Origin of the sequence: Microbacterium sp. 22215, assembly GCF_052045655.1 — a bacterium.
GTDB classification, from domain to species: Bacteria; Actinomycetota; Actinomycetes; order Actinomycetales; family Microbacteriaceae; genus Microbacterium; species Microbacterium phyllosphaerae.
The window spans coordinates 101,225-126,374 of sequence record NZ_JBQEPC010000010.1 but is presented as its reverse complement, the minus strand read 5'-3'; the positions used below and the strand labels follow the sequence as shown (position 1 = coordinate 126,374).

At 68.9% G+C, this 25,150-nt stretch carries 30 protein-coding genes; 14 read left to right on the top strand and 16 right to left on the bottom strand.

From position 1 onward, the window contains the following. Nucleotides 1-19: 19 nt before the first annotated feature. The 3 genes from ACTJKH_RS15530 to ACTJKH_RS15520 are packed head-to-tail and all read left to right on the top strand — an operon-like array spanning nt 20 to nt 1,055. On the top strand, nt 20-244 hold the full coding sequence (locus tag ACTJKH_RS15530; protein ID WP_210097501.1) for a DUF3107 domain-containing protein: 225 nt from the start codon (nt 20-22) through the stop codon (nt 242-244). 7 nt (nt 245-251) lie between these two features. After that, nucleotides 252-539: a hypothetical protein gene (locus tag ACTJKH_RS15525; protein WP_259159844.1), complete on the top strand. Its 288-nt coding sequence runs from the start codon at nt 252-254 to the stop codon at nt 537-539. Between the two features lie 6 nt (nt 540-545). Beyond that, nucleotides 546-1,055: a hypothetical protein gene (locus tag ACTJKH_RS15520; protein ID WP_440737642.1), complete on the top strand. Its 510-nt coding sequence runs from the start codon at nt 546-548 to the stop codon at nt 1,053-1,055. Here the strand turns inward: ACTJKH_RS15520 and ACTJKH_RS15515 are convergent. Further along, a complete protein-coding gene (locus ACTJKH_RS15515; protein WP_210097499.1) occupies nt 1,052-1,765 on the bottom strand; it encodes a ferritin-like fold-containing protein in 714 nt (237 codons plus the stop codon). The genes ACTJKH_RS15520 and ACTJKH_RS15515 overlap by 4 nt on opposite strands. A gap of 168 nt (nt 1,766-1,933) precedes the next feature. On the opposite strand from ACTJKH_RS15515, the gene ACTJKH_RS15510 reads away from it, so the two are divergent. Then, complete coding sequence (locus ACTJKH_RS15510; RefSeq protein ID WP_440737641.1) at nt 1,934-3,457, top strand: DEAD/DEAH box helicase; 1,524 nt, start codon at nt 1,934-1,936, stop codon at nt 3,455-3,457. 88 nt (nt 3,458-3,545) lie between these two features. Here the strand turns inward: ACTJKH_RS15510 and ACTJKH_RS15505 are convergent, their stop codons facing one another. Beyond that, a complete protein-coding gene (locus ACTJKH_RS15505) occupies nt 3,546-4,421 on the bottom strand; it encodes a PHP domain-containing protein (protein WP_440737640.1) in 876 nt (291 codons plus the stop codon). An 87-nt stretch (nt 4,422-4,508) separates the two neighbouring features. Here ACTJKH_RS15505 and ACTJKH_RS15500 point away from each other — a divergent pair, with 87 nt between their 5' ends. Genes ACTJKH_RS15500 through ACTJKH_RS15490 form a run of 3 tightly spaced genes read left to right on the top strand, consistent with a single transcriptional unit; the run spans nt 4,509 to nt 7,893 of the window. Next, nucleotides 4,509-5,531, top strand: coding sequence for an endonuclease/exonuclease/phosphatase family protein (locus ACTJKH_RS15500; protein ID WP_210097496.1), 1,023 nt, complete (start codon nt 4,509-4,511; stop codon nt 5,529-5,531). A 37-nt stretch (nt 5,532-5,568) separates the two neighbouring features. Further along, complete coding sequence (locus tag ACTJKH_RS15495; protein ID WP_440737639.1) at nt 5,569-6,990, top strand: aminopeptidase P family protein; 1,422 nt, start codon at nt 5,569-5,571, stop codon at nt 6,988-6,990. 9 nt (nt 6,991-6,999) lie between these two features. After that, entirely contained in the window at nt 7,000-7,893 is an 894-nt protein-coding gene (locus ACTJKH_RS15490) for an aminoglycoside phosphotransferase family protein (RefSeq protein WP_440737638.1), read from the top strand. 3 nt (nt 7,894-7,896) lie between these two features. Here ACTJKH_RS15490 and ACTJKH_RS15485 read toward each other — a convergent pair whose 3' ends face one another. The 5 genes from ACTJKH_RS15485 to ACTJKH_RS15465 are packed head-to-tail and all read right to left on the bottom strand — an operon-like array spanning nt 7,897 to nt 11,238. Continuing rightward, nucleotides 7,897-8,292 (bottom strand): VOC family protein, encoded by a 396-nt coding sequence (locus tag ACTJKH_RS15485; protein WP_440737637.1) that lies wholly within the window; start codon nt 8,290-8,292, stop codon nt 7,897-7,899. Continuing rightward, nucleotides 8,289-9,026, bottom strand: coding sequence for a metallophosphoesterase family protein (locus tag ACTJKH_RS15480; RefSeq protein WP_440737636.1), 738 nt, complete (start codon nt 9,024-9,026; stop codon nt 8,289-8,291). The genes ACTJKH_RS15485 and ACTJKH_RS15480 overlap by 4 nt, the downstream gene beginning before the upstream one ends. Before the next feature lie 12 nt (nt 9,027-9,038). Next, nucleotides 9,039-9,689: an alpha/beta hydrolase family protein gene (locus ACTJKH_RS15475; RefSeq protein WP_440737635.1), complete on the bottom strand. Its 651-nt coding sequence runs from the start codon at nt 9,687-9,689 to the stop codon at nt 9,039-9,041. Then, nucleotides 9,689-10,486, bottom strand: a complete 798-nt coding sequence (locus tag ACTJKH_RS15470) for a DUF4870 domain-containing protein (protein ID WP_440737634.1) — start codon at nt 10,484-10,486, stop codon at nt 9,689-9,691. Before ACTJKH_RS15470 ends, ACTJKH_RS15475 begins: the two co-directional genes overlap by 1 nt. After that, nucleotides 10,486-11,238: a general stress protein gene (locus ACTJKH_RS15465; RefSeq protein WP_440737633.1), complete on the bottom strand. Its 753-nt coding sequence runs from the start codon at nt 11,236-11,238 to the stop codon at nt 10,486-10,488. The genes ACTJKH_RS15470 and ACTJKH_RS15465 overlap by 1 nt, the downstream gene beginning before the upstream one ends. Nucleotides 11,239-11,350: 112 nt before the next feature. On the opposite strand from ACTJKH_RS15465, the gene ACTJKH_RS15460 reads away from it, so the two are divergent. The 4 genes from ACTJKH_RS15460 to ACTJKH_RS15445 are packed head-to-tail and all read left to right on the top strand — an operon-like array spanning nt 11,351 to nt 14,764. Continuing rightward, complete coding sequence (locus tag ACTJKH_RS15460) at nt 11,351-12,616, top strand: magnesium transporter MgtE N-terminal domain-containing protein (protein WP_210097489.1); 1,266 nt, start codon at nt 11,351-11,353, stop codon at nt 12,614-12,616. Continuing rightward, entirely contained in the window at nt 12,616-13,167 is a 552-nt protein-coding gene (locus tag ACTJKH_RS15455) for a DUF1003 domain-containing protein (protein WP_440737632.1), read from the top strand. Before ACTJKH_RS15460 ends, ACTJKH_RS15455 begins: the two co-directional genes overlap by 1 nt. Continuing rightward, nucleotides 13,164-14,282 (top strand): Mrp/NBP35 family ATP-binding protein, encoded by a 1,119-nt coding sequence (locus ACTJKH_RS15450; RefSeq protein ID WP_440737631.1) that lies wholly within the window; start codon nt 13,164-13,166, stop codon nt 14,280-14,282. The genes ACTJKH_RS15455 and ACTJKH_RS15450 overlap by 4 nt, the downstream gene beginning before the upstream one ends. Nucleotides 14,283-14,290: 8 nt before the next feature. Next, nucleotides 14,291-14,764, top strand: coding sequence for a YcxB family protein (locus ACTJKH_RS15445; protein ID WP_440737630.1), 474 nt, complete (start codon nt 14,291-14,293; stop codon nt 14,762-14,764). A 27-nt stretch (nt 14,765-14,791) separates the two neighbouring features. On the opposite strand, the gene ACTJKH_RS15440 is transcribed toward ACTJKH_RS15445, so the two are convergent. Further along, nucleotides 14,792-15,178: a twin-arginine translocase TatA/TatE family subunit gene (locus ACTJKH_RS15440; protein WP_210097485.1), complete on the bottom strand. Its 387-nt coding sequence runs from the start codon at nt 15,176-15,178 to the stop codon at nt 14,792-14,794. Nucleotides 15,179-15,267: 89 nt separating this feature from the next. Here ACTJKH_RS15440 and ACTJKH_RS15435 point away from each other — a divergent pair, with 89 nt between their 5' ends. Further along, on the top strand, nt 15,268-15,903 hold the full coding sequence (locus ACTJKH_RS15435) for an O-methyltransferase (protein WP_210097484.1): 636 nt from the start codon (nt 15,268-15,270) through the stop codon (nt 15,901-15,903). 88 nt (nt 15,904-15,991) lie between these two features. Here the strand turns inward: ACTJKH_RS15435 and ACTJKH_RS15430 are convergent, their stop codons facing one another. From ACTJKH_RS15430 to dapE, 3 genes are all read right to left on the bottom strand, one after another. Continuing rightward, complete coding sequence (locus tag ACTJKH_RS15430) at nt 15,992-16,165, bottom strand: DUF3117 domain-containing protein (RefSeq protein ID WP_017203323.1); 174 nt, start codon at nt 16,163-16,165, stop codon at nt 15,992-15,994. Nucleotides 16,166-16,261: 96 nt separating this feature from the next. Next, the gene (locus ACTJKH_RS15425; protein WP_440737629.1) at nt 16,262-17,479 is read right to left on the bottom strand and encodes a hypothetical protein; all 1,218 of its coding nucleotides are present in this window, start codon (nt 17,477-17,479) and stop codon (nt 16,262-16,264) included. Beyond that, entirely contained in the window at nt 17,461-18,534 is a 1,074-nt protein-coding gene (gene dapE, locus ACTJKH_RS15420; RefSeq protein ID WP_440737628.1) for a succinyl-diaminopimelate desuccinylase, read from the bottom strand. The genes ACTJKH_RS15425 and dapE overlap by 19 nt, the downstream gene beginning before the upstream one ends. A gap of 65 nt (nt 18,535-18,599) precedes the next feature. On the opposite strand from dapE, the gene dapD reads away from it, so the two are divergent. Then, entirely contained in the window at nt 18,600-19,553 is a 954-nt protein-coding gene (gene dapD / locus ACTJKH_RS15415; RefSeq protein WP_440737627.1) for a 2,3,4,5-tetrahydropyridine-2,6-dicarboxylate N-succinyltransferase, read from the top strand. A gap of 228 nt (nt 19,554-19,781) precedes the next feature. Continuing rightward, a complete protein-coding gene (locus tag ACTJKH_RS15410) occupies nt 19,782-21,188 on the top strand; it encodes a DEAD/DEAH box helicase (protein WP_440737626.1) in 1,407 nt (468 codons plus the stop codon). Between the two features lie 70 nt (nt 21,189-21,258). Here the strand turns inward: ACTJKH_RS15410 and ACTJKH_RS15405 are convergent, their stop codons facing one another. The 5 genes from ACTJKH_RS15405 to ACTJKH_RS15385 form a co-directional block, all read right to left on the bottom strand. After that, nucleotides 21,259-21,738, bottom strand: coding sequence for an SRPBCC family protein (locus ACTJKH_RS15405; protein ID WP_440737625.1), 480 nt, complete (start codon nt 21,736-21,738; stop codon nt 21,259-21,261). Nucleotides 21,739-21,749: 11 nt separating this feature from the next. After that, nucleotides 21,750-23,069: a citrate synthase gene (locus tag ACTJKH_RS15400; protein WP_157534228.1), complete on the bottom strand. Its 1,320-nt coding sequence runs from the start codon at nt 23,067-23,069 to the stop codon at nt 21,750-21,752. 144 nt (nt 23,070-23,213) lie between these two features. Further along, entirely contained in the window at nt 23,214-24,326 is a 1,113-nt protein-coding gene (gene dapC / locus ACTJKH_RS15395) for a succinyldiaminopimelate transaminase (RefSeq protein WP_440737624.1), read from the bottom strand. Between the two features lie 3 nt (nt 24,327-24,329). Then, nucleotides 24,330-24,650, bottom strand: coding sequence for a ferredoxin (gene fdxA, locus ACTJKH_RS15390; protein ID WP_042542002.1), 321 nt, complete (start codon nt 24,648-24,650; stop codon nt 24,330-24,332). A gap of 9 nt (nt 24,651-24,659) precedes the next feature. Continuing rightward, nucleotides 24,660-25,133: a histidinol dehydrogenase gene (locus tag ACTJKH_RS15385; protein ID WP_440737623.1), complete on the bottom strand. Its 474-nt coding sequence runs from the start codon at nt 25,131-25,133 to the stop codon at nt 24,660-24,662. Nucleotides 25,134-25,150: the final 17 nt, after the last annotated feature.

Genomic DNA, 25,150 nt, shown 5'->3' with positions numbered 1-25,150 from the left:
CTGGAAAACAGGAGTACGCGTGGAAATCCGCATCGGCATCATCAACACCGGCCGCGAGCTCAGCTTCGAGACCGCATCGAGCGCGGACGAGGTCCGCACCCAGGTCTCGACCGCTCTCGAGCAGAACACCTCCCACCTGAGCTTCGCCGACGTGAAGGGCAACTCGTACCTCGTTCCCACCGCGAACCTCGCCTACATCGAGCTGGGGACCGAGGAGTCACGTCGCGTCGGCTTCTTCGCCTGACACGACGATGTACATCCTTCTCGCACTCATCGGGGCGTGCGTGCTCGGCATCGCCGCCCACTTCATGATCGATGGCCGAGAACTGCGCGGAGTCGCACTGACGCCCGCCATCGCGACGGCTGTGGCCGCTGCCGTCTACACCGGCCTGCAGTGGCTGGGCGTGGGTGAAGACAGCATCTGGCTGTGGCTCGCCAGCGTCCTCGGCTCGGTCGTGGTGGCCGCAGCGCTGACGATCGCGATCGTCGCTTGGCGTCGGCGGTCGGATGCCGCGGCCAAGGTCGCACTCGGCATCTGATCACTCGTGGACGAGCGTCGCACGCTGCGGTGGATCCGTATCAGCATCGGCGTGCTCATGCTCGGCCTTGTACTGAGCGGTGTCACTGCATTTCCGCTGCGGCTCGAGCTCGGCTTCGCGTCGAGCGTCCTGCACGACCCGCCGTTCGCCGCCTGGTTCCCTGATGCCGTCGGCTGGGTGGATCGTGTGGCGGATGCTCTGACCGACGTCGACGCCCGGTACCCGTTCATCGCCTACGGCACGGACTGGCTCGCCTTCGCGCACCTCGTCATCGCCGTCGTGTTCATCGGACCGCTGGTCGATCCGGTGCGGAACATCTGGGTGATCCAGTTCGGGGTCATCGCCTGCATCGGGATCGTTCCGCTCGCGCTGATCGCCGGCAGCATCCGAGGCATCCCGCTCGGCTGGCAGCTGATCGACATCTCGTTCGGCGTGATCGGAGCCATCCCGGCCGTGATCGCCTGGCGCCTGACGCGGCGCCTCGAACGGCTGCGGGCGAGGACGGTCTCCGGCTAGGAGGCCAGCCCCATCGCATCCATGCGACGCGCGTGGGCACCCATGAGCTCGGTGTAGACGAGCTCGACGCGGTCTTCACTCATCGCGGCGAGCTCGGGCTGGCGCAGAGCCGACCGGCACACCAGGATCGTGTCGCCGACCAGGCGCCGTGCCCACATCGAGAGCAGCGAACGCCATTCCCCGTCGCCGTCGATCGTCTCCTGGATGATCGCGACGATCTCATGGCGGGCGTCGTCCTCACTGAGGATCTCCGCGACGCGTTCGCCGGTCTCGCCGTAGCTCGACGCGAGCGCGAAGTAGAAGTCGTCGAGCATTCCGGCCGTGATGTAGACGGCCAGCAGCGTCTCGCGCGGGCGTGCACCGATCGTCTTGCGACGGAAGGCGTCGAGGTTCTCCCGGAACGGCAGCATGAGCTGCGTGGGATCGTCACCGCGCTCCGCGATCAGATCGACGATCGCCCTGTGCTTCGTCAACGCTGCGCCGGCCGCGCGCGACAACGACTCCTTCTCGGACAGCTCGGGAGTCGCCCGGATCAGGCGCGTGAGCGTCTCGAAGTACCCGAGCTGCAGGTAAGCCGCCTGGCCGAGGAATCTGTTGAGTTCCGGAGCGAGCTCGGCGAAGTCGACGCGCGTCGACGCGCCCTGATCACCACGGCTGCGCAACGTCAGTGTGCGCCGGGGCGTCCTACGCTTCCAGAACCAGTTCACCACGGGGTTCACAATACTCGGGCGACGCGTCTCTTCCGGGCGCCACCACCCCCTCGGGTAGGCTTGTGCTGTCCCCGCCGTCGGAGCGGGGCCCGCGCCTGTGGCACATGAGACGGCGTGGATCCGTGAAACATGGCGATCCTCGCAGGTCGCCGGACAGGCATCTGAACATTGACAACCTTCGCTGATCTCGGAATCGATCAGGACATCGTCGACGCACTGGCCTCCAAGGGCATCGTCGACGCCTTCCCGATCCAGGAGCAGACCATCCCCCTCGGCCTTCCCGGCCAGGACATCATCGGCCAGGCCAAGACCGGAACCGGTAAGACCTTCGGCTTCGGCATCCCCGTCGTGCAGCGCCTGGGCCTGAACCCGGAGCACGGCGTCAAGGCGCTGATCGTCGTCCCCACGCGCGAACTCGCGGTGCAGGTGTACGAAGACATCGATCTGCTGACGAGCAACCGCTCGACCAGCGTCGTCGCGATCTACGGCGGCAAGGCCTACGAGGGTCAGATCGACCAGCTCAAGGCGGGAGCGCAGATCGTCGTCGGCACGCCCGGTCGTCTCATCGACCTCGCGGGCCAGCGTCTGCTCGACCTCTCGAACGCGACCGAGGTCGTGCTCGACGAGGCCGACAAGATGCTCGACCTCGGCTTCCTCGCCGACATCGAGAAGATCTTCCAGAAGGTGCCCGCCGTGCGGCACACGCAGCTCTTCTCGGCGACCATGCCCGGCCCGATCGTCGCTCTGGCGCGCCGGTTCATGTCGAACCCGATCCACATCCGTGCGAGCGACCCCGATGAGGGCCTCACGCAGGCCAACATCAAGCACCTCGTCTACCGCGCCCACTCGCTCGACAAGGACGAGATCATCGCGCGCATCCTGCAGGCAGAGGGCCGCGGCAAGACCGTGATCTTCACCCGCACCAAGCGTGCTGCGCAGCGCCTCGTCGACGAGCTCGGCGACCGCGGATTCAACGTCGGTGGGGTCCACGGCGACATGGGACAGGATCAGCGCGAGCGCTCCATGGCCGCGTTCAAGGCGGGCAAGCGCGATGTGCTCGTCGCGACCGACGTCGCCGCCCGAGGCATCGACGTCGACGACGTCACGCACGTGATCAACCACACCATCCCCGACGAGGACAAGACGTACCTGCACCGCGCCGGCCGCACGGGTCGCGCGGGCAAGACCGGCATCGCCGTGACGTTCGTCGACTGGGAGGACCTGCACAAGTGGGCTCTCATCAACCGCGCCCTCGAGTTCGGACAGCCCGAGCCCGTCGAGACCTACTCGTCGAGCCCGCACCTGTTCGAGGACCTCGATATCCCCGCCGGCACCAAGGGCCGCCTCGTCTCGGCACCGAAGACGCAGTCGGTGAAGACCGAGCGCGCGCCTCGTCCGGAGCGCGCAGCGGATGCCGCCGCCGAGGGGACCGACGAGGGCGGCACCCGTCGTCGGCGTCGCCGCCGTGGAGGCTCGAACCCGGTGGGTTCGACGTTCGCAGAGGGTGCGACGGACTCGGCGTCCGGCGATTCGCAGTCCGCTCCGTCCGGTGACCGCAGCGCCGAGGGCGCAGGCACGCACGACGGCTCGGGCAAGGAGCACCACGACGGCAAGCCCGCACCGGCACGCCGTCGCCGTCGCCGCCGCGGCGGCTCGGGTGGCGCGGGAGCCGCCCCGGTCGTCGGAGCCTGACAGACCTCGATCCGATCGACGACAGAGGGGCGGATGCCACACGGCATCCGCCCCTCTGTCATGAGCCCGCAGACCCGCCGTCTCGCGATCAGGCGTAGCGCGGTGCGGTACCCGTGGCCCGCTCGACGAGTCTGGCCACCATCTCGTCGGACGTCGTGTTCTCCCCCGGCAGGTTGGGCTTGCCCGTGCCGTGGTAGTCGCTCGAGCCGGTAACGATCAGATCGTGCTTCGCGACGATCGCGCGCAGCGTCCTCTTGCCTGACTCGGTGTTCTCGCGATGGTCGATCTCGAATCCGCCGAGGCCCGCAGCGATCAGCCTCTCGATGAACGGCACCGGCATCATCCGGTCGCGTCCGACCGTGACAGGGTGCGCGATGATCGCCACTCCCCCGGCATCCGTGATGAGACGAACGGCTGTGAGCGGGTCGGGGGCGTAGTGGGGCTCGTAGTATCCCTCGCGCGGGTGCAGGATGCCGTCGAAGGCCTCGGTGCGATCTCTGACGATCCCTCGGGCGACCAGCGCATCCGCGATGTGCGGGCGCCCGACGGTCGCGTCCAGGGTCGTCTGGGCGATGACGTCGTCCCAACTGAGGTCGTAGTCGCGTCCGATGCTGCGGACGATCCGCTCCGCCCGTCCGATCCGATCACCGCGGATGCGGTCGGTCTCAGCCCTGAGTGCCGTGTCGAGCGGGTCGAAGAGGTAGCCGAGCACGTGCACGCTGCGCCACTCATGCTTGGCCGAGAGCTCCATGCCGGGGATGAACGTCATTCCGAGCTCGGCTGTGGTCGCCGCCGCTTCGTCCCATCCGGTCGTCCGATCGTGATCGGTCAGCGCCATGGTGCGCACCCCGAACCTCTGCGCCTGACGCACGACCTCTGCAGGAGACTCCGTGCCGTCGGACTGGTTGGAGTGCATGTGCAGGTCGGTGGGACCGGCGAAGCGAGGTGAACGAGCGGTGGCCATCCTCTGAGCGTACCGACGCCGGCGGGCGCCGGAGGCGCGGCCCGTCGAGGCAGGGACTTCACAGAGACGCCTTCTAGGCTGGATGGGATGTTTCGACTACTGGGGATCCTCATCACGGTGCTGTTCGCGATCGCGACGGCTGTCGTGGTGTGGCCGCAGTTCTTCCATCTCGAGCAGACCTACCCGTTCGCGCAGGTCGTCGCTGCACGCGGCGCCGTGCTGGCCGCCTTCCTCGTGGTGGCGGTACTCGCGCTGCTCCTTCTCCTCGCCAAGCCGCTGCGAGGATTCGCCGCGTCGGTCCTGATCGTCGCGCTGCTCGGAGCAGGTGCCACCGGCGTCATCGGATTCCAGCGCGGGTTCGGATCGGACACGCTGCCCGCGGCGACGGACTCGAGCATCCGCGTGCTCACCTGGAACACAGCCGGTGATGAGGTCTCGGCAGACGAGATCGCCGGCCAGATCCTCGACCAGGGCGCCGACATCGTCGCGCTGCCCGAGACGACCGAGGAGGTCGGCGAGCAGATCGCGGTGCTGCTGCGTGAACAGGGGCATCCGATGTGGGTGCACCACGTGCAGTTCAAACCCGACGTCGTCGACGGACCGAAGTCCTGGCACACGACCGTCCTCGTCTCCCCCGATCTCGGCGAGTACGCGGTGATCGAGTCGTCTGAGGATGGCACCAGCAACACCGGATCGGTGCCGAGCGCCGTGATCATGCCGGTGAGCGGTGACGGACCCACCATCGTCGCTGTGCACGCCGTCGCCCCGCGCATGGAGGACATGGCGCAGTGGCAGAGCGATCTGCGCTGGATCGCCGATCAGTGCCCTGAGGGCAACTTCATCCTCGCGGGCGACTTCAACGCGACGATCGACCACATGGCCGGTCTCGGAGTCGAGGGGGGCGACATGGGGTACTGCCGTGACGCGGCGAGTCGATCGGGCAACGGCTACAGCGGCACCTGGCCGAGCTCGCTCCCCGCTCTGCTCAGCACGCCGATCGACCACGTCATGGCATCGCCCAGCTGGACTGCCACGGGATCCGTCGTGATCGACGATGCCGGCGGGAGCGATCACCGGGGCCTCGTGGTGCAGCTCGAGCCCGCGGGCTGACATCACGCAGCCGACCCGCAGGTGACAGACTGGTGGGATGAGCACCGCAGAACGCGACACGATCGCCGAGCCCAGCACCGAGGCCCCCGCCGAGACGACCACCACGAACCGGAAGCAGCCCTTCCCCCGTGGATTCCTCGACACGATCTCGACCGGCTGGGCCGAACGCCCCGAGTCCATCCCGGCGCCGCGTGCGCAGGCCGCGTTCGCCGCCGTCCGTCGCTCTGCCGTGTCGGCGGCCTTCCCGGGCAAGCGCCTCGTCATCCCCGCGGGCTCGCTCAAGCAGCGCAGCAATGACACCGACTACCCCTACCGCGCACACTCCGCGTTCGCGCACCTCACCGGATGGGCCGCGGACTCCGAGCCCGACTCGATCCTGGTGTTCGAACCGACCGACGGCGGACACGACGTCACGCTGTACTTCCGCGAGCGGGCCGACCGCACGACGACCGAGTTCTACGCGGATGCCACCGTCGGTGAGTTCTGGATCGGTCCTCGCCCGTCGCTCGCCGGTGTGGCAGCCGACCTCGCCGTCGCGACCGAGCACCTCGACCGCTTCGCGGCGGTCGAGGGTGAGCTCGTGCTCGAGGAGGACGACGACCTGACTCGTTTCGTCTCGGAGCTGCGCCTGGTCAAGGACGAGTTCGAGATCGCCGAGATGCGCCGTGCGGTCGACATCACCGCGCAGGGCTTCGACGACGTGATCCGCTCACTCCCCGAGGCGATCGCGCACGCCCGTGGCGAGCGGGTCGTCGAGGGTGTCTTCCACCGACGCGCCCGCGAGGACGGCAACGGCGAGGGCTACGACACGATCGCCGCCTCCGGCCCCCATGCCTGCTACCTGCACTGGACCCGCAACGACGGCACGGTCGTCCCCGGCGACCTGATCCTCGTGGATGCGGGTGTCGAGGCTGACAGCCTCTACACCGCCGACATCACCCGCACTCTGCCGGTCTCCGGAACCTTCACCGAGGTCCAGCGCCGCGTCTACGAGACCGTCCGCGAGGCAGCGGATGCCGCTTTCGCCGCCGCCCGCGTCGGCGTGCGCTTCCGCGAGGTGCACGAGGCGGCCATGCGTGTGATCGCCGCCCGGGTCGCCGAGTGGGGCCTGCTCCCCGTGACCGCCCAGGAGGCCCTCGACGCGGATGCCGGCGGACAGCACCGCCGCTACATGGTGCACGGCACCTCGCACCACCTCGGCATCGACGTCCACGACTGCGCTCAGGCCCGTCGCGAGATGTACTACGACGGCATCCTCGCCCCGGGCATGGTCTTCACGATCGAGCCCGGACTGTACTTCCAGATCGACGACCTCACCGTCCCCGCCGAGTACCGCGGTATCGGTGTGCGCATCGAGGACGACATCCTGATGACGGAGGACGGCCCGGTCAACCTGTCGGCGGAGATCCCCCGCACCGCCGACGAGGTCGAAGCCTGGATCGCACGAGTGCAGGGCTGACCTCGCTGCATGCATGAGGGCGAGCTCGAGCTCACCGATGAGACCGCTGCGCGACTGATCGCCCGGCGGTTCCCGGAGCTCGCCCTCATGCCGGTGCGGCGCGTCCGCACGGCGGGGACGGTGAACACCGTCTTCCGCATCGGCGACGATCTGGCGGCGCGGTTCCCGCTCACCGGGGAGACCGAAGCGGCGCTGCACAGCGAAGCCGCCGCGATGACGGAGTTCGCCGCGGTGTGCCCAGTGGCATCGCCCCGCCCTGTCGGCGTCGGCCCGTCGACGTCCGAGTATCCGTCGGCGTGGTCGGTGCAGACCTGGGTGCCGGGCGTGACCGCGAGCCACGACGGCCACGCGGCATCCGGTTTCTTGGCGTCCGACGTCGGTGAGGTGATCGCGTCTCTCCGCGCCACGGATGTCCGCGGGCGTGCGTTCGACGGCCACGGTCGCGGCGGCGTCCTCGCCGACCACGACGAGTGGGTCGAGCTCTGCATCGACAGGAGCGGCCACCTGCTCGATGCTCCTCGAGTCCGTCGCCTCTGGAATGCCCTGCGGGGGCTCCCCTCGTCCGCCCCCGACCTCATGAGCCACCGTGACCTCACGCCGTTCAACATCCTGGTCTCGGACGATCGCCTGGCGGGGGTCCTCGACGGTGGCGGCTTCGGCCCCGCGGATCGTGCGCTCGACCTCGTCGCGGCCTGGCACCTGTTCGACGCACCACGTCGCCGTATCATCCGTGACCGGCTGGGCTCCAACGACGTCGAGTGGATGCGGGGTGCGGCCTGGGCCCTGCAGCAGGCGATGGGACTGGGCTGGTACTACGAGGAGTCGAACCCCGCGATGAGCGACCTCGGTCTCTCCACGATGCGGCGGCTGCTCGAAGACCCTGAGCTCTCATGGCTCGGCTGACGCCTATGCAGGCTGCTCCGCGACGATCTCGACCTTGAACCCCTGCGCGTTCTGCACCCAACCGGCGTAGTGGTCCGGTCCACCGGCGTGCGGATACCGCTCCTGGTAGAGCGGATGCCATCCGTGCGCGTCCGCGTCCGCCAGCAGGGAATCGACCTCGGCGCGCGTCCCACCCCAGAACGCGAGATGGTTGACGCCGGCGCGACGCCGATCGTGTGCGGTGGCTGACAGATTCGGCGAGGTCGTGAGCGTCACGTACGCGCTCCCCGCCTCCCATGTGCGACCGTCCGCCCACTCTCCGGTGAGCTTGAGACCCAGTCGCGCGAGCAGCCAGCCCCAGCTGTCCACGGCCTCGTCGAGATCGGCCACCCAGATCTCGACGTGGTGGAGCCCCTTCACGACTGCCGTCCTCGGTAGACGGCGGTGCGGAGCTCGATCGACCAGACGTCGGTGGTCGGCATCTCGAGCGACTCGGCGACAGCGATCTCGGCCTCGACGTCGTACGGCACGCGGACGAACTGGATGCCGAACGGATCGTCGGCCGATTCACCGCCCTCGAGGATCACGTACGACGGCACGGGCGTGTCGAGCGGGTTCCCGACGCTGCCGATGTTGAACAGCGTGCGCCCGTCATTCGATTCGATGTAGGCATCGTGGATGTCGGCGTATCCCACGACGTCGGGCAGCGGGCCGTCTCCGGTCATCTCGGTCGCCTCGAACATCGCGGAGAACTGCTCGGGCGTGTGGTGGAAGTGCACTCGGACGTGCGGGCTCTGCGCCGACGCGTGGAACAGCCGGATCCGACGACCGCTGAGCATCAGATCGACACTGAGGGGAAGCGCCGCGAGCCACTCCCTGCTCGACGGCGACAGCTCGTCGCGCCACCAGAGCATCTCGGCCGGCCCGTCGTCGGGGATCGTGGGAAGGAAGTCGTCCCAGTTGCCACGGACGTTCACCTCGCACACCGCACGGCAGCGCCGCACCGCATCCTCGCCTCGCGGACCCTTGCCCGCGGTGTCGCCGAGGTTGACGATGCGGGTGATCCCCCGGCGCCCGATGTCGGCGAGCACCGCCTCGAGGGCGGTCAGGTTGCCGTGAACATCGGAGATCAGGGCGATTCGTTCGAGGGTCACCCTGCCATGCTGTCAGGGCCGGGCGAAGTCTGCGACGAAAGGTGCGAGCGACGCGCCGATGTCGGATGCCGGGCGCTTGCGCCCCTTCACCTCGAACGTGTGGCCACCGCCCTCGATCCAGACGACACGGGCGTCCTGACAGGTGGCGACGACGTCGTCGAACTGCGTCACGGGTTGGATGAACGGATCGTTCGTGCCCTCGACGAAGAGCTGCGGCACGGTGATCGCCGGCAGGTGCTCCGCGCGTGGCTTCTCGGGCTTGCCCGGAGCGTGCAGCGGATAGCCGAGGTAGGCGAGGCCGTCGACGACAAGACCGTCGGACACGGCCATGGAGGCCATCCGTCCGCCGTAGGACTTGCCGGACGCCCAGACGGCAGCCTCCGGATCCTGTTCGCGAGCGAAGGCCACCGCCGCGTTCCAGGTCGCGATCGCGTGCGTCGCCGGCCCCGGCATCCTGCGCCCCTGCTCGACGTAGGGGAAGTTGAATCGCAGCGTCGAGAAGCCGAGTGCACCGAGCGCATCGGCGAACCCCGTGAGGAACGGGTGGTCCTTGCCTGTGCCCGCGCCGTGCGCGATGACGATCGTCCTGCCGGTGGTCCCGGCGGTCCAGTCGGCAGAGACCGTCGTCGCCCCGGTGGGCAGCTCGACGGAGATCTCTGACATCAGGCGCGCAGGTACGGGATCGCGAACGGGACTCGCATGAGCTTGCCGCCCGATGTGCGGACCATGCCCATGATGACGAGCCCAAGGTGGAACACCGACAGGGCGAAGTAGATCGTGATCGGGATGCCGATCGGATAGAAACCCGTCGACGGAGAACCGGGGGTCAGACTGGCCAGCACCACGAAGTGCGACACCAGGAGCACCGTGGAGACCAGGAGGTAGGTGAGCCCCCAGTTCAGCGCGGCACGCGCGTTCTCCCGGGCGACTCCCCCGAAGCGACGGGAGGCTCCGCCACTGACCGCCATCGCGATCCCCGACGCGAGTCCCCCGACGAACGGGAACGGGATGAGGATCAGAAGGCCGAGCGCCCACGGGAGCAGGCCGCGCGGCGGGACGGCAGCCGGGTACGCCCCGACGGGGTGGCCGGGCGCAGGGTATCCGTTCTGCGGCGTCGGATACCCGTGGCCGGGTGCCTGCGGGTACGGAGGTGCCTGCGAGTACATGGGCGCCTGCTGCGGGTAAGCGGGCGGCTGCTGCGGCGGGTACCCGGGGGCCTGCTGCGAGTAACCGGGCGGCTGCTGATACGCGGGCGCCTGTCCCGGACTCTGATGCGGCGCGGCATGCCCCGGAACCGGAGCATCGGAGTAGACGGGTGCCACGGCCGAGGGAGGCACCGCCCCGGGCGCCGGCGGAGCAGGCGGCACCGACACGTACGGCGGTGCGGCCGGCGGCATCGGCGGCTGCGCCGGTGCGGACGGATCGATGGGGTCGAACGGCTCGCGCTGCGGTTCGGTCATCAGGCGGGCTCCGCCGACTTCGGCGGAACACCGGCGGCACCGGCATCCGGGGCATCAGCGGGCGGCGTGCTCGGATCCGCCGGGCGCGGCGGGATCGCAGGTTCCTCGGGCGGGGTCTGGCCGCCGCCCAGGGGCGGTGTCGGCTCGGAGCCGGGTACCTGTTCGGGGCCGGGCGTCGGCTCGACGGGCGTGGCGGGAGGGGTGGGTGCCGTGTGGCCCCCGGGGGTGATGCGCTCACCGTACCGCGGCGGCTCATCGAGGTTCACCGGTGCGCGGACCGGTGTCGGCTTCGCGGCACCGAGCGCCAGACGCGCCTTCGCGAGGGATCCCGCCTGCACGCGGACCTCGTAGTGATCGGCCGCGAACTGCGTGATGCTCGCGAAATCGCGACGACGACGCACGATCGCATACGTGACGAGGCTCAGCAGCATGCCGAGCGCGACTCCGATGAACACGAAACCGACGAAGAGCTGGATCGGCACCTCAGGGTTGCCGATCACGAGGATCGCGGAGAGGAAGAGCCCGATGAGCACGCCGTTGACGGCACCCGAGCGAGCGGCAGCGGCGTAACCGAGGCGTCCGGTGATGCGCTCGACGGTGCGGACGCTCTGTCCGATGATCGCGATGTCGCGCGCAGGCACGTCCTCGGCGATCAGTTTCGAGACCGTCTTCTGCGCTCCCTCGTAATCACGGGTGGAGGCGACGATCTCGCCCTCATCGCGGCTGTCAGCTGGACGGTTCAGCATGCTCATCCCGCCATTGTTCCATGCCCACCGGTGGCGGGGCCGGGAGCGTGTCGCGCCGAGGCCCCGGTGCGACACACTCGGCAGGCCCCTCGCAGGCCCTGCGCACTACGCTGGATGAGTGAGCACACAACGGGTATTCGCCGCGCGCCTTGCAGGCTGCGCCGTCTTCGACCCCGTGGGCGACCGGCTCGGCAAAGTCCGTGATGTCGTCATCGTGTACCGAAGTACGGCGGCTCCGCGCGTGATCGGCCTCGTCGTCGAGATCCCGGGCCGCCGCCAGGTGTTCCTCTCGATCGGACGCGTCACCTCGATCCGTGCGGGTCAGGTCATCAGCACCGGCCTCATCAACGTGCGCCGATTCTCGCCACGCGCCGGCGAGGTCCGCGTCCTGGCCGAGCTCCTCGGTCGACGGGTGGGTCTGGTCGACGGCAGCGGTACCGCCGTGATCGAAGACGTCGCGATCGAACCGAACCGCCTCGGCGAATGGGCTGTCAGCCAGCTCTTCCTGCGCCGTCCGAAGACCAGCGCGTCGCCGTTCGCCAAGGGCCCGACCACATTCGCCGCATGGAGCGAGGTCACGGAGCAGCACTCGCCGGGTGAGTCGCAGTCGGCGGAGCAGCTCGTCGCCTCGTACTCCGAACTGCACGCCGCCGACCTCGCGAACACCCTGCTCGATCTGCCGCAGCAGCGCATGATCGAGGTCGCCGAAGAGCTCTCCGACGACCGTCTCGCCGATGCCCTCGAGGAGATGCCCGAAGACGAGCAGGTGCACATCCTCGATCGCCTCGGTGACGAGCGCGCCGCCGACATCCTCGACCAGATGGAGCCCGACGACGCGGCCGACCTCCTCGCCCAGCTCCCTCCCAACAGACTCGAGCAGCTGCTCGAGCTGATGGAGCCGGAGGAGGCCGAAGACGTCAGGATGCTGCTGCGCTACGGCCCCGACACGGCCGGCGGTCTCATGACACCCGAGCCGATCATCCTCTCCGCCGATGCCACGGTGGCCGAGGCACTCGCCCTGATCCGTCGGCACGAGCTGCACCCGGCCCTCGCCGCGGCGGTCTTCGTGACGCTGCCGCCGTTCGAGACCCCGACCGGCCGTCTGCTCGGGATGGTGCACTTCCAGCGGATGCTGCGCTATCCGCCCCATGAGCGACTCGGCGCCATCATGGACGACAGCCTGGAGCCCGTGCACGTCACGGCCTCCGCCGCGGAGGTCGCCCGGATGCTGGCGAGCTACGACCTGGTGTCGCTGCCTGTGGTCGACACCGCGCACCGCCTGGTCGGCGCGATCAGCATCGACGACGTCCTCGACTATCTGCTTCCCGATGACTGGCGCACGCACGACAGCGACGAGTCGACGGTCACGAAGGAGGTGCGCTGATGGCCCGCTCCCGCTCGCCCCAGCTCGACGCTCCTCTCGGGCGCGGCACGACGCTCGGACGCGGAACGCCCCGCCAGCGGTCGACCTCGCGCGACAGGTTCGGCCGTTTCACCGAGTGGGTCGCCCGGGCGATGGGAACTCCGGCGTTCCTGCTGATCCTCACCCTGTTCTGCGTGCTGTGGATCTGCTGGAACACGCTGCTGCCCGACGACCTGCGCTTCGATGACGCCGCACTCGGGTTCACCGCCCTCACCCTGATGCTCTCGCTGCAGGCGTCGTACGCCGCTCCCCTGATCCTTCTCGCACAGAACCGACAGGACGACCGCGACCGCGTGCAGATCGAACAGGACCGTCAGCGCGCGGAACGCAATCTGGCCGACACCGAGTACCTCGCCCGAGAGATCGTCGCGCTGCGGATGTCGCTCGAAGAGCGCAACAATCAGGTCGTGACCCGCGACGTGCTGCGCCAGGAGCTCAAGGCGCTGCTCGCCGAACTCGGCGAGCACGATGAGCCGGGCGAGCGTCGCCCCGGCGGCCGCCCCTCCTCATGACCGCTGCGGACGCCGTCAGAGCGGCCGTCGCCGCGGTCACCGATCCCGAGCTCCGGCGACCGATCGGCGACCTCGACATGGTCAGGGAGATCTCCGTCGACGACGGACGCGCGCACGTCTCGATCGTGCTCACGATCGTCGGATGCCCGGCGGCGGCACGTATCGAGTCCGACGTCCGCGCCGCGGCGGCCTCCGCCCCCGGCATCACCGAGGTGGAGGTCGCGGTCGGCGTCATGACTCCCGCCGAGCGCAAGGCGCTCACCGAGAAGCTCCGTGACGGACGCCCCGCACGTCAGATGCCGTTCGGTCCTGACTCGCTCACCCGCGTCATCCTGGTCTCCAGTGGCAAGGGCGGCGTCGGCAAGTCCACCGTGACGGCGAATCTCGCGGCTGCCCTCGCCGATCAGGGACTGGCCGTCGGTCTCGTCGACGCCGACGTGCACGGCTTCTCGATCCCCGGCCTGCTCGGCATCCCCGCGGGGACGCAGCCGACTCGCATCGACGATCTGATGCTGCCGCCCGTGGCGCACGGGGTGAAGACCATCTCGATCGGCATGTTCCTCCGCGACGGCGAGGCCGTCGTCGCCTGGCGGGGTCCGATGCTGCACCGCACCGTGCAGCAGTTCCTCACCGACGTCTTCTTCGGCGACCTCGACATCCTCCTGATCGACATGCCCCCCGGTACCGGCGACATCGCGATCTCGATCGGTCAGCTGCTTCCACACGCCGAGGTGCTCGTGGTCACGACGCCGCAGGCGGCGGCATCCGATGTCGCGATCCGCAGCGGACTCGTCGCCCGCCAGACCGGCCAACGGGTGATCGGCGTCGTCGAGAACATGGGCGCGTTCACTCTGCCGGACGGCACTGTCGTCGACCTGTTCGGGTCGGGCGGCGGAGCTGCGGTGGCGGCTGCCCTGTCCGAGACGCAGCCCGTTCCGCTGCTGGCCTCGATCCCTCTGAGTCCGGCGCTGCGCACCGGTGGAGACGAGGGCGTGCCGATCGTACTGAGTGACAGCACGGATGCCGCGGCGACGGCGATCCGCGCGCTCGCCCGCACCCTCGCAGGCCAGGGGCGAGGTCTCGTCGGCCGTTCGCTCCCGATGAGCCTGAGCTAGGGGCACTCATGTCACTCACCGTCGATGAGAGGCTGCTCCGAGGAATGGCGCGGGATGCCGCTGTCTACGCTCTCACCCGCCCCACAGCGATCATCATGTGGGCCGCCCTGACCGCCGCCCTCGCCCTCAGCATCCTGAACCAGAGCGCGGCCGGAGGAAGCCCGGGACTGTCGGGACTGCTGCCCGTCGCGAGCATCGCGCTCATGGTCTATGCCGTGGTGATGACGATCGTCGGCGCTCGACGTGCCGTACGCTCGGCCACGCCGCCCGGCACGGTGGTCTGGGTGCGACTCGGGGAGACGGCCCTGCACATCGGCGCGGGGACGCGCTCGTCCGACATCGACTACCGCACCTTCCAGAGCATGCGCGCGGGCTCGGACGCGGTGGTGCTGAAGCTGCGCGGAGCGTCCGCGATGACAGCGATCCCCCGCAGCCTGCTGACCGACGCCGACATCGCGCAGTTGCGCGCTCGGATCGGTTGACCTCGGCCGACGCGTCTGCGCTGGAGGTCAGGTGGCCTCAGGATCGTACGGCGGAGGACTCGAGTGCGAGAACTCCGGACGCACCCGCGGAGCGTGCACCGGTTTCACGGCCGGCTCGGCGACGACGGTCTCTGCACGAGCCTTCCCCGGTGCGGGGTCATCCTCGAAGAGAGCATCGCGGATGATCCGGCGAGGGTCATACTGGCGAGGGTCGAGCTTGCGCCAGTCGACGTCGTCGATCTCGGGGCCCATCTCGTCGCGGACGCGCGACTTCGTGTCCCTCAGGAACTCCCCGGCACGCCGAGCGAGCTTGGCTACGCTCTCGGCGTAGCGCGGCAGCCGCTCCGGTCCGATGAGCAGCACAGCGATCAGACCTATGAGCAGCAGCTTCTCGAAGGTGATCCCGAACTGCATCTGTCCAGGCTACCGCCGCGCCTGCCCTCCCGCCGCGCACCGAGCGCATACCCTGGGAGAACACATATCTCAGTCGGGAGAACCAGGCAATGAGCGAGAACGATGCGAACGCACGTTTCATCCGCGAATCCATCGTGGAGCCGTCGCCGATCGCCCGCGCCCGCGCGCACGCCGTCGAACTCGGCGCCTCGCCGATCAGCGCCGCCATCGGCTCGCAGATCGCCGTGCTGGCTGCCGCGACGGGCGCCAGGTCGATCGTCGAGATCGGCACCGGAGCGGGCGTCTCGGGGCTCTGGCTGCTGCGCGGAGCGCCGCAGGCCGTCCTGACCTCGATCGACAACGAGCCGGAGCATCTGGCCGCGGCTCGTCAGGCGTTCGCGGATGCGCGCGTCCCGGTGACGAAGGCGCGTTTCATCACCGGCCGCGCCGCCGACGTGCTGCCGCGTATGAACGAGGCGTCGTACGACATCGTTCTCGTCGACGCCGACCCCGAGAACGTCATCGACTACGTCGAGCACGGGCTGCGGCTCGTGCGCACGGGCGGCATGGTCCTCGTCCCCCGAGTTCTCGGTGGAGGCCGGGTCGCCGACCCCGTGCAGCGCGACGAGGTCACGTCGGCCTATCGCTCGCTCATCCAGGAGACGCAGGAGTCGTCTGCGGTGCTCGCCACCGTCTCGACGAGCGGCGAGGGCCTGCTGCAGCTGATCAGCGTCGGAGAGTCCTGAGCGATCGGGCCACCACGACAGAAAGAGGGCGACGGATCATCGATCCGTCGCCCTCTTCGTGAATCCGCGTGCGCGAATTCGAGTTCGATCAGGCGGGAGCCACGACGGCTGCCAGCACGTCGTGAAGCTCCTTCGCCTCTGCGTCGTTCACGGAGACGACCAGACGGCCGCCTCCTTCGAGCGGGACGCGCACGATGATGAGTCGCCCTTCTTTCACGGCCTCCATGGGTCCGTCTCCGGTCCTCGGCTTCATCGCTGCCATCGTGGGCTCCTTTTCCTCCGGTGGTATGCGATCAGTTTATCGGGTGTTACCCGAACCTGGATGTCGCCTATGAAGAAATGCATCAAGCCTTAACATTCACGGCACCTGCCAGAAGGTGTTCCCGAGCGCGAAGACGTTGTAGATCCAGACCCACTGGCCCAGCACGCAGGCCGCCAGGACGCCCATCCGCCAGAGCCGCGAACGCGGCACCGCGAGCGCTCCCCAGGCGGGACTCAGGGGCAGCAACAGCCGGAATGTGCTCGACTGCGGGAAGAAGACCGCGAGCAGGTAGAGCAGATAGCTCGCGCTCCACAGCCGCAGATCCGGACCGAGCGCCCTCACCTGCGGCAGGTAGATCAGTGCGGCGCCGACACCGACCACGAGGAGGGCGAGCACGATCGGCCCCCATGACGTGGGAAGCCCCCACTGTCCGAACCAGAACTGGGATGCCTGGATCCATCCTTCGAACGGAATGAACCCCTCCACACCGCCGACGAGCCAGTTCCTGCGCCAGGCGAGCTCTGTCGCGAGATAGGCGCCCGGATCCCCCGTCGCCACTCCCGCGATCACCTGCCACGAGAATCCGGCCACCGTGGCGAGCGCGCCGAGGGCGATGATGTGCGCGATCTCTCTCGGGCGCAGCGGGTCCTCGCGCCGGTGCCACCATCGGAGAATGCCGTGCAGGCCGAGATAGAGCGCGAAGGCCAGGATTCCGGGCCGCGTGAACGCCATGACCGGGATCAGCAGATACAACCACACGTAGCGGCGGCGCACCGTGGCATCCAGTGCCAGGAAGAGCAGGAGAAGGAAGAGCGTCTCCGCGTACCCGACCTGGAACATCGCGGCGATCGGACCCGCGGCGAAGAACACGACCGCCCACATCGCCGCCTGCTGACCGATGCGGTCTCGAAGGAGGCGGTGCAGCGCGAGACACGCGAAGTATCCGGCCACGAAGGACAGCAGGAAGGCGCCCATCCCCCAGGAGCCGAACAGGAACCCGACGGCCTTGGCTGCGAAGGCGAACACGGGCATGAACGCCCAGGCGTTCTCGGCGACCTCACCCGACTCGGTGAGAGGCAGATCGGCGGGGTACCCCTCTTCGGCGACGAGCCAGTACCACTGGGCGTCCCATCCGACGATGAAGTCGGCGAGGCCGGGCTCGGCGCCGAACCGTGACAGCGAGGTCGACTGCTGAGCGGCCGCGATCATCAACACGGTGGTGATGACTCGCGCCGTCAGATACACGAGCGCGATGCGCAGCGCGAGCGGAGCACTCGCCCAGCGACGGGTGACGGTCAGCGCGAGCTGAGCCACGTGCGGAGTCCTCGCTCGACCGCATCGATCTGCGCGAGCGGCACCCGCTCCTCGTCGTGGTGCGCGAGGTGAGGGTCGCCGGGGCCGTAGTTGACGGCAGGGATGCCGAGAGCCGAGAAGCGGGCGACGTCGGTCCATCCGTACTTCGGGCGGGGTTCGGCGCCGACGGCTGCCACGAACTCCTGGGCGATGGGCGCGTCGAGGCCCGGGCGGGCGCCCTCGGCGGCGTCGGTGATCTCGACGTCGAAACCGGCGAGGAGGTTGCGGATGTGGGCCTCGGCATCGGCCGCCGACTTGCTGGGCGCGAACCGGTAGTTCACCTCGACCTCGCACGCGTCGGGGATCACATTGCCCGCGACTCCGCCCGTGATGCGCACCGCGCTCATGCTCTCGCGATACAGCAGGCCGTCGACCGGGATCTCCCTGGCGCGGTACTCGGCGAGGCGCGCGAGGATCGGAGCCGCACGATGGATCGCGTTCTCGCCGATCCACGCGCGTGCGGCGTGGGCTCGCACGCCGGTGGTGCGGACGATCGCGCGCATCGTGCCGTTGCATCCGCCCTCGACCTCGCCGTTCGACGGCTCGCCGAGGATCGCGAAGTCGGCCTGGAAGAGGTCGGGGCGCACTGCGGCGAGAAGCGCGAGGCCGTTCTTCGACGCCTCGACCTCCTCGTTGTCGTACCACATCCAGGTGATGTCGACCGAGGGCTCGGTCAGCTCGGCGGCGAGCTTCAGCTGCACGGCGGTGCCGCTCTTCATGTCGACGGTTCCGCGGCCCCAGAGGTACGCGACGCCGTCGATCTCGACGTCCTTCGTCGGCACGTTGTCATTGATCGGCACGGTGTCGATGTGACCGGCGATCGCGACCCGCTGCTCGCGACCCAGGTTCGTGCGGGCGACGATCGTGTTGCCGTGGCGGAGAACCTCGAGGTGGTCGTAGCCCGAGATCGCCTCCTCGATGGCATCCGCGAGGGTCTTCTCGTCACCCGAGACACTCGGGATGTCGCAGATCGCGCGGGTCAGGTCGACGGAGGACGCTGTCAGATCGAGCACCATGCCCCCAGCCTACTTACCCCGACATCTGTGCGATCGCGCACATCTCGTCGCGATAGCGTGGAGTCATGACTGAGGCGCGCACCGTGTGGGGTACCGGACTTTCGACGATCGCCGGCGACGGCACCGTGCTGGACGCCTGGTTCCCCGAAGTGCTCACCGACGCACCGTCGGCCGGAGACGCCGCTGTCGCGCTCGTCAGCCTCGAGGCTCTGGCCGGACCCGACGAGCGCCGCAACGTCACCGTCGAGACGGTCCGACTGCAGATCGACCTCGATGCCGCACCGGCATCGACCGTCGACGCCTACCTGCGTCTGCACGCTCTGTCGCACCTGGTGGTGCGTCCGAACGAGCTCAACCTCGACGGCATCTTCTCGCACCTGCCGAACGTGGCCTGGACGAACGCCGGCCCTGTTCATCCCGATGACGCGGCCCGGCTGCGTCCGCAGCTGCAGCGCGCCGGCATCCAGGTGCAGGGACTCGACAAGTTCCCCCGACTCAGCGACTACGTGCAGCCGGCAGGTGTCCGCATCGCCGATGCCTCACGCGTCCGGCTCGGTGCGCACCTCTCCCCCGGCACGACCGTGATGCACGAGGGCTTCGTGAACTTCAACGCCGGTACGCTCGGCTCGTCGATGGTCGAAGGCCGCATCTCGCAGGGCGTCGTCGTGGGCGACGGCAGCGACATCGGCGGGGGCTCGTCGATCATGGGCACTCTGTCGGGAGGCGGCGCACACCGTGTGTCGATCGGTTCGCGCACGCTGCTCGGAGCGAACGCCGGCATCGGCATCTCGCTCGGCGACGACTGCGTGGTCGAGGCCGGTCTCTACGTCACTGCGGGCACCAAGGTCGTCCTCGTCGACGGCCCGACCACCGCCGAGGGCGGCAAGAAGACGGTGAAGGCCGCCGAGCTCTCGGGACAGGACGGGCTGCTGTTCCGCCGCAACTCGCTCAGCGGAGCGGTCGAGGCGGTCCGGCGCGCCGGCGTCGGCGTGACCCTCAACGAAGCGCTGCACGCCTGACCGCGCGACGCGCTGTGGCGGGCGACGTCCCAGGCTTCTCCTCCTGACGCGTGATAGTGTCGGATCGACGCTCCTCGCGATGCGAGACGTCTGCGTCGTCGACACGCTCCCGCGCCACTTGCCTGGTTCTGGCCATTTCGAACGGCGAAACGATGCGCGATCCCGCGCCGTCGCCCACCTTCCCGCACCCGGCCCGATGGTTCGTGCGTGCATTCTCGGAGATACTTCATGACTTCCTTCCTCGATCTCGGCGTGCCCGCCGACCTCGCCGCCGTCCTCTCGAAGGACGGCAAGACGGAGGCGTTCGCGATTCAGCGCGACACCCTCCCCGACTCCCTCGCCGGCCGCGACCTCCTCGGCCGCGGACGCACGGGCAGCGGCAAGACGATCGCGTTCGCGCTTCCCCTCGTCTCGCGCCTCGCGGCCTCGTCGCGCAAGAGCCGCCCGAACCACCCTCGCGGTCTGGTGCTCGCACCGACCCGTGAGCTCGCCACTCAGATCGCCGCGACCATCGCGCCGCTCGCCGAGGCCAAGGGCCTGCGCGTCACCACCGTCTTCGGCGGTGTCAGCCAGCGCCCGCAGGAGCAGGCGATGCGCAACGGCGTCGACATCGTCGTGGCGTGCCCCGGCCGCCTCGAAGACCTCATGAAGCAGCGGGTCGTGCAGCTCGACGCCGTCGAGGTCACCGTGCTTGACGAGGCCGACCACATGGCCGACCTCGGCTTCCTGCCCGGCGTCACCCGCATCCTCACCGCGACTCCTGCGGGCGGTCAGCGCCTGCTGTTCAGCGCGACCCTCGACCGCGGCATCGACACTCTCGCCCGCCGCTTCCTCTCGAACGCCGTGAGCCACGAGGTCGACGAAGAGAGCGTTCCGGTCGGCGAGATGACGCACCGCGTGCTCGTGGTCGACTCGACCGACAACAAGACCACGCTCGTGCGCGACCTCGCTTCGGGCACGGGTCGCCGCATCCTCTTCACGCGCACGAAGCACCAGGCCAAGAAGCTCGCGAAGCAGCTCACCGCCGCCGGCATCCCGGCCGTCGATCTGCACGGCAACCTGTCGCAGAACGCCCGCGAGCGCAACCTCGGCGCTTTCTCGTCCGATCCTGCGGACGGCGGAGTGCGCGTTCTCGTCGCGACCGACGTCGCCGCCCGCGGCGTGCACGTCGACAACGTCGACCTCGTCGTCCACGTCGACCCGCCCATGGAGCACAAGGCGTACCTGCACCGCTCGGGCCGCACGGCTCGCGCCGGCGCAGCAGGAACGGTCGTCACGGTGGTCCTGCCCGAGCAGCGTCGCGATGTGAAGGATCTCCTCCGCAAGGCTGCCATCTCGGCCGCTCTCGAGCCGGTCACGTCGGATGCCGTCACCGAGCTCGTGCCCGAGCGCGCCCCGCACGTGCGCCCGGCGCCGGTTCAGCAGCAGCAGCAGCGTCAGGCCCCGAAGCAGCGTCCGGCCGGTGGCGAGCGGAACTCCGCAGCGAACCCGCCGTCGCGTCGCAGCCGCCGTCCCCGCTCCGGTCAGGGCGGCCAGGGACAGGGTGCGCAGGCCGGGTCCCGTCAGGGCGGCCAGGGCGGCCAGTCCCGCTCGGGCGGTCAGGGCGGCCGCGGTCGCGGTTCACAGGGCCGCTGACCCACACACGACACGGCGGGTGCGTCGATGCTCAGGCATCGAGGCACCCGTTCGTCGTTTCAGTCCAGGCTCAGTGCGGGGTGCGCCGTACTTCCTCGAGCACCTGAGGGTCCGAGCATCCGCGTACGAATCCCGCCAGACGGCGTCTGATCTCGAAGCCGAGAACGCGCACGCCGATCCATTCGGCGATCGGAGCGATCCACGTGGGGCAGCACGAGAAGTTGTACTTCCACACGGCGAGCGTGCCGTCCGGCACCTCGGTGAAGCGCCAGCCGCCGCCGAGCTTGGTGAAGAACCACGGCCCGGTCTCCATGACCATGCCGACGTTGCGCGGCGGGGCGTAGGACACGTATCTGCTCACCATCGAGAAGCCGAATCGCTGCCGAGTGAACGTCCGCACGTCCTTGGCCGCCACCTCCGCGCCGTCGAGAAAATGCTGCTCGCTGATGAAGGGGTCCCAGCGCCTGCGCACCGCTCCCGTCGTCTGCGAGACCGCGAAGGCCGTCGCCGGGTCGACCGGAACGACGGCCTCTGCGCTGACGACGGGCATCGCGCGTCGGATCAGCGGGTCTGGAACGTGCGCTCGGGCGAACCCGTGTAGAGCTGCTGCGGGCGACCGATCTTGGTCTGCGGGTCGAGCTGCAGCTCACGCCACTGCGCGAGCCAGCCGGGCAGACGGCCGATGGCGAACAGCACGGTGAACATGCGCGTCGGGAAGCCCATCGCCTTGTAGATCACGCCGGTGTAGAAGTCGACGTTCGGGTACAGACGACGCTCCTTGAAGTAGTCGTCGGCGAGGGCGAGCTCCTCGAGCTCCTGTGCGAGGTCGAGCAGCGGATCGGTGACGCCGAGTTCTGCGAGCACCTCGCCCGCGGCCTCCTTGACGAGCTTGGCGCGAGGGTCGTAGTTCTTGTAGACCCGGTGCCCGAAGCCCATCAGCTTCACGCCCTCCTCCTTGTTCTTCACTCGCTCCACGAAGCGAGACACGCTCTGGCCGGAGTCGCGGATCTGGCCCAGCATCGTGAGGACGGCTTCGTTCGCACCGCCGTGCAGGGGGCCGGAGAGGGCCTGGATGCCGGCCGAGATCGAGGCGAACTGGTTCGCACCGGTCGAGCCGACCAGGCGCACGGTCGAGGTCGAGGCGTTCTGCTCGTGGTCCTCGTGCAGGATCAGAAGGAGCTCGAGCGCCTTCGACATCACCGGGTTGACCTGGTACTCCTCGGAGTGCACGCCGAAGTTGAGCTTGAGGAAGTTCTCGACGAACCCGAGCGAGTTGTCGGGGTAGAGGAAGGCCTGGCCCACGCTCTTCTTGTGCGCGTACGCAGCGATGACCGGAAGCTTGGCGAGCATGCGGATCATGTTGAGCTCGACGTGCTCGGGGTTGTGCGGGTCGGTCTGGCCCTCGTAGTAGGTCGAGAGTGCCGCGACCGCCGACGACAGCACCGACATCGGGTGCGCCGTGTGCGGCAGAGCCGAGAAGAAGCGCTTGAGGTCTTCGTGCAGCAGCGTGTGCCGACGGATCTTCTCGTCGAATTCCGCGAGCTCGGCCGCCGACGGCAGCTCGCCGTAGATGAGGAGCCACGCGACCTCGAGGTAGCTGGTCGAGCCCGCGAGCTGCTCGATCGGGTACCCGCGATAGCGCAGGATGCCCTTGTCGCCGTCGATGAACGTGATCGCGGACTTCGTCGACGCCGTGTTGACGAACCCGTAGTCGAGGCCCGTGTAGCCGGTCTGGCGGGTCAGCGTCGAGAAGTCGATGCTGTCAGTCCCTGCCGTGCCGCGCACGAGCGGGAACTCCGCAGTGGTCTCGCCGATCGTCAGCTTCGCCGTCGCCTGCTGCTCTGCCGCTGCGCTCACGCGGGCCTCCTCATGGATCTTCATCAAGTCGGATGTGGCGATGTCACGGCGCTGTGCACCAGGTCGGATCGAGATCATCGATACATGACCGAATCGCCTTTACAGCCTAGTAGGCACACCGGCCTACTGTGACATCGAACAAAAGAAAGGTGGCGCCGAGGAGGGAACCTACAGAGCCTGGGCGTGCAGGCGACGAGCGCCCTCGGCGATCCGCTCAGACGGAGCAGTCAGAGCGAGACGCACGTGCTGGGTCGAGTACGGGCCGTAGAAGGGGCCGGGGCCTGCGAGGATGCCGAGATCGGCGAGCCTCGCGATGCTCGCCCAGGCGTCCTGCCCCTCGGTCGCCCACAGGTACAGCCCCGCTTCGGAGCCGTCGATGCGGAAGCCCGCGGCCTCGAGGGCTGGACGAAGAGTGTCGCGCCGTTGGCGGTACAGCTCCTTCTGCGCCGCGACGTGCTCATCGTCGCCCAGGGCGACGGCCATCGCGTGCTGCACGGGCTCTGGCGGCATCAGTCCCAGATGCTTGCGCGCCGTGAGCAGTTCACCGACGATGCGCGCGCACCCGGCCACGAAAGCCGCGCGGTAACCCGCGAGGTTCGACTGCTTGCTCAGCGAGTAGACGCTGAGCAGATTCGCCCTGCTGCCGTCCGTCACACGCGGATCGAGGATCGACGGAATGGGCTCGCTCGCCCAACGACCGTCCCAGCCGAGCTCGGCGTAGCACTCGTCACTGGCGAGCACCGCTCCGAGCTCACGAGCACGACGGACCGCCACGGCGAGCTCGTCGACCGTCCAGGTGCGCCCGTCGGGGTTGCCCGGCGTGTTGATCCAGATGAGCTTGGTGCCCTCGGGCCACTCGGCCGGGTCATCCGCGGCCAGGGGCGTCGCGCCGACCACTCGAGCGCCCACCTCATACGTCGGGTAGGCGATGCGCGGATGCACGACGATGTCACCCTCGCCGAGCCCGAGAAGCGTCGGGAGCAGGGCGACGAGCTCCTTGGATCCGATCGTCGGAAGCACGTTGGCGACCGTGAGATCGGGCACTCCCCTGCGGCGCGCGTACCAGTCGACGATCGCTTCGCGAAGCACCGGCGTGCCGACCGTCTGCGGGTAGGCGTGCGCATCGGTCGCCTCGGCCAGTGCCCGACAGATCAGCGCGGGTGTCGGGTCGACGGGCGAGCCGACGGAGAGATCGACGATCCCGTTCGGGTGCAACGCGGCGCGCTCACGGTACGGGACGACCGCATCCCAGGGGTAGTCGGCGAGGTCGCGGACGCTCACGGACTACTCGCCCTGAGGCGGCAGGGCGGCGATGATCGGGTGGTCATGCGCGATGACGCCGACCTTGGCCGCACCGCCGGGAGATCCGACCTCGTCGAAGAACTCGACGTTGGCCTTGTAGTAGTCCTGCCACTCGTCGGGCAGGTCATCCTCGTAGTAGATCGCCTCGACCGGGCAGACCGGCTCGCAGGCCCCGCAGTCGACGCACTCGTCGGGGTGGATGTACAGCGAGCGTTCGCCCTCGTAGATACAGTCAACGGGGCACTCGTCGATGCAGGCGCGATCCTTGACATCGACGCACGGGAGGGCGATCACATACGTCACCCCCTCAGTCTACGACTCGCGACCCGTCCGATCGCCCAGGCGGGTCTCACCGGTCACGCCCGGCACCTCCGTGATGGGAGCCGACGCCGGCGCCGCGTCGCGCTCTGCGGCCACGGTGCGCACAGGAAGACGCGAGAAAGACGGCCAGGCCACGGCCAGCAGCACGAGGCCGGCGACCAGGTAGATCCAGATGCGGCCGCTGAGCGTGTCCTCGACGACCACAGAACCTCCGGGGCCGACCCCCGAGATCAGAAGCAGCATCCCGACCATCCCGAGCCCCGCGGCAAGCGTCGCACCCCGATCGTGAGTGAGCGCGCGAATCGCCACGAGGATCGCGCCGCACGCGATCGCACCCACGATCAGCCCCGCCGGGATCGGCCCCCACATGAGACTGTGGCCAATCGTGCCGGCGACGCCGAAGACGCCGCCGACCAGGGCCGCGGCGATCCAGGAGAGCACCCGGGAGATCCATCCGATACGCACGAGACGATCCTACGCGT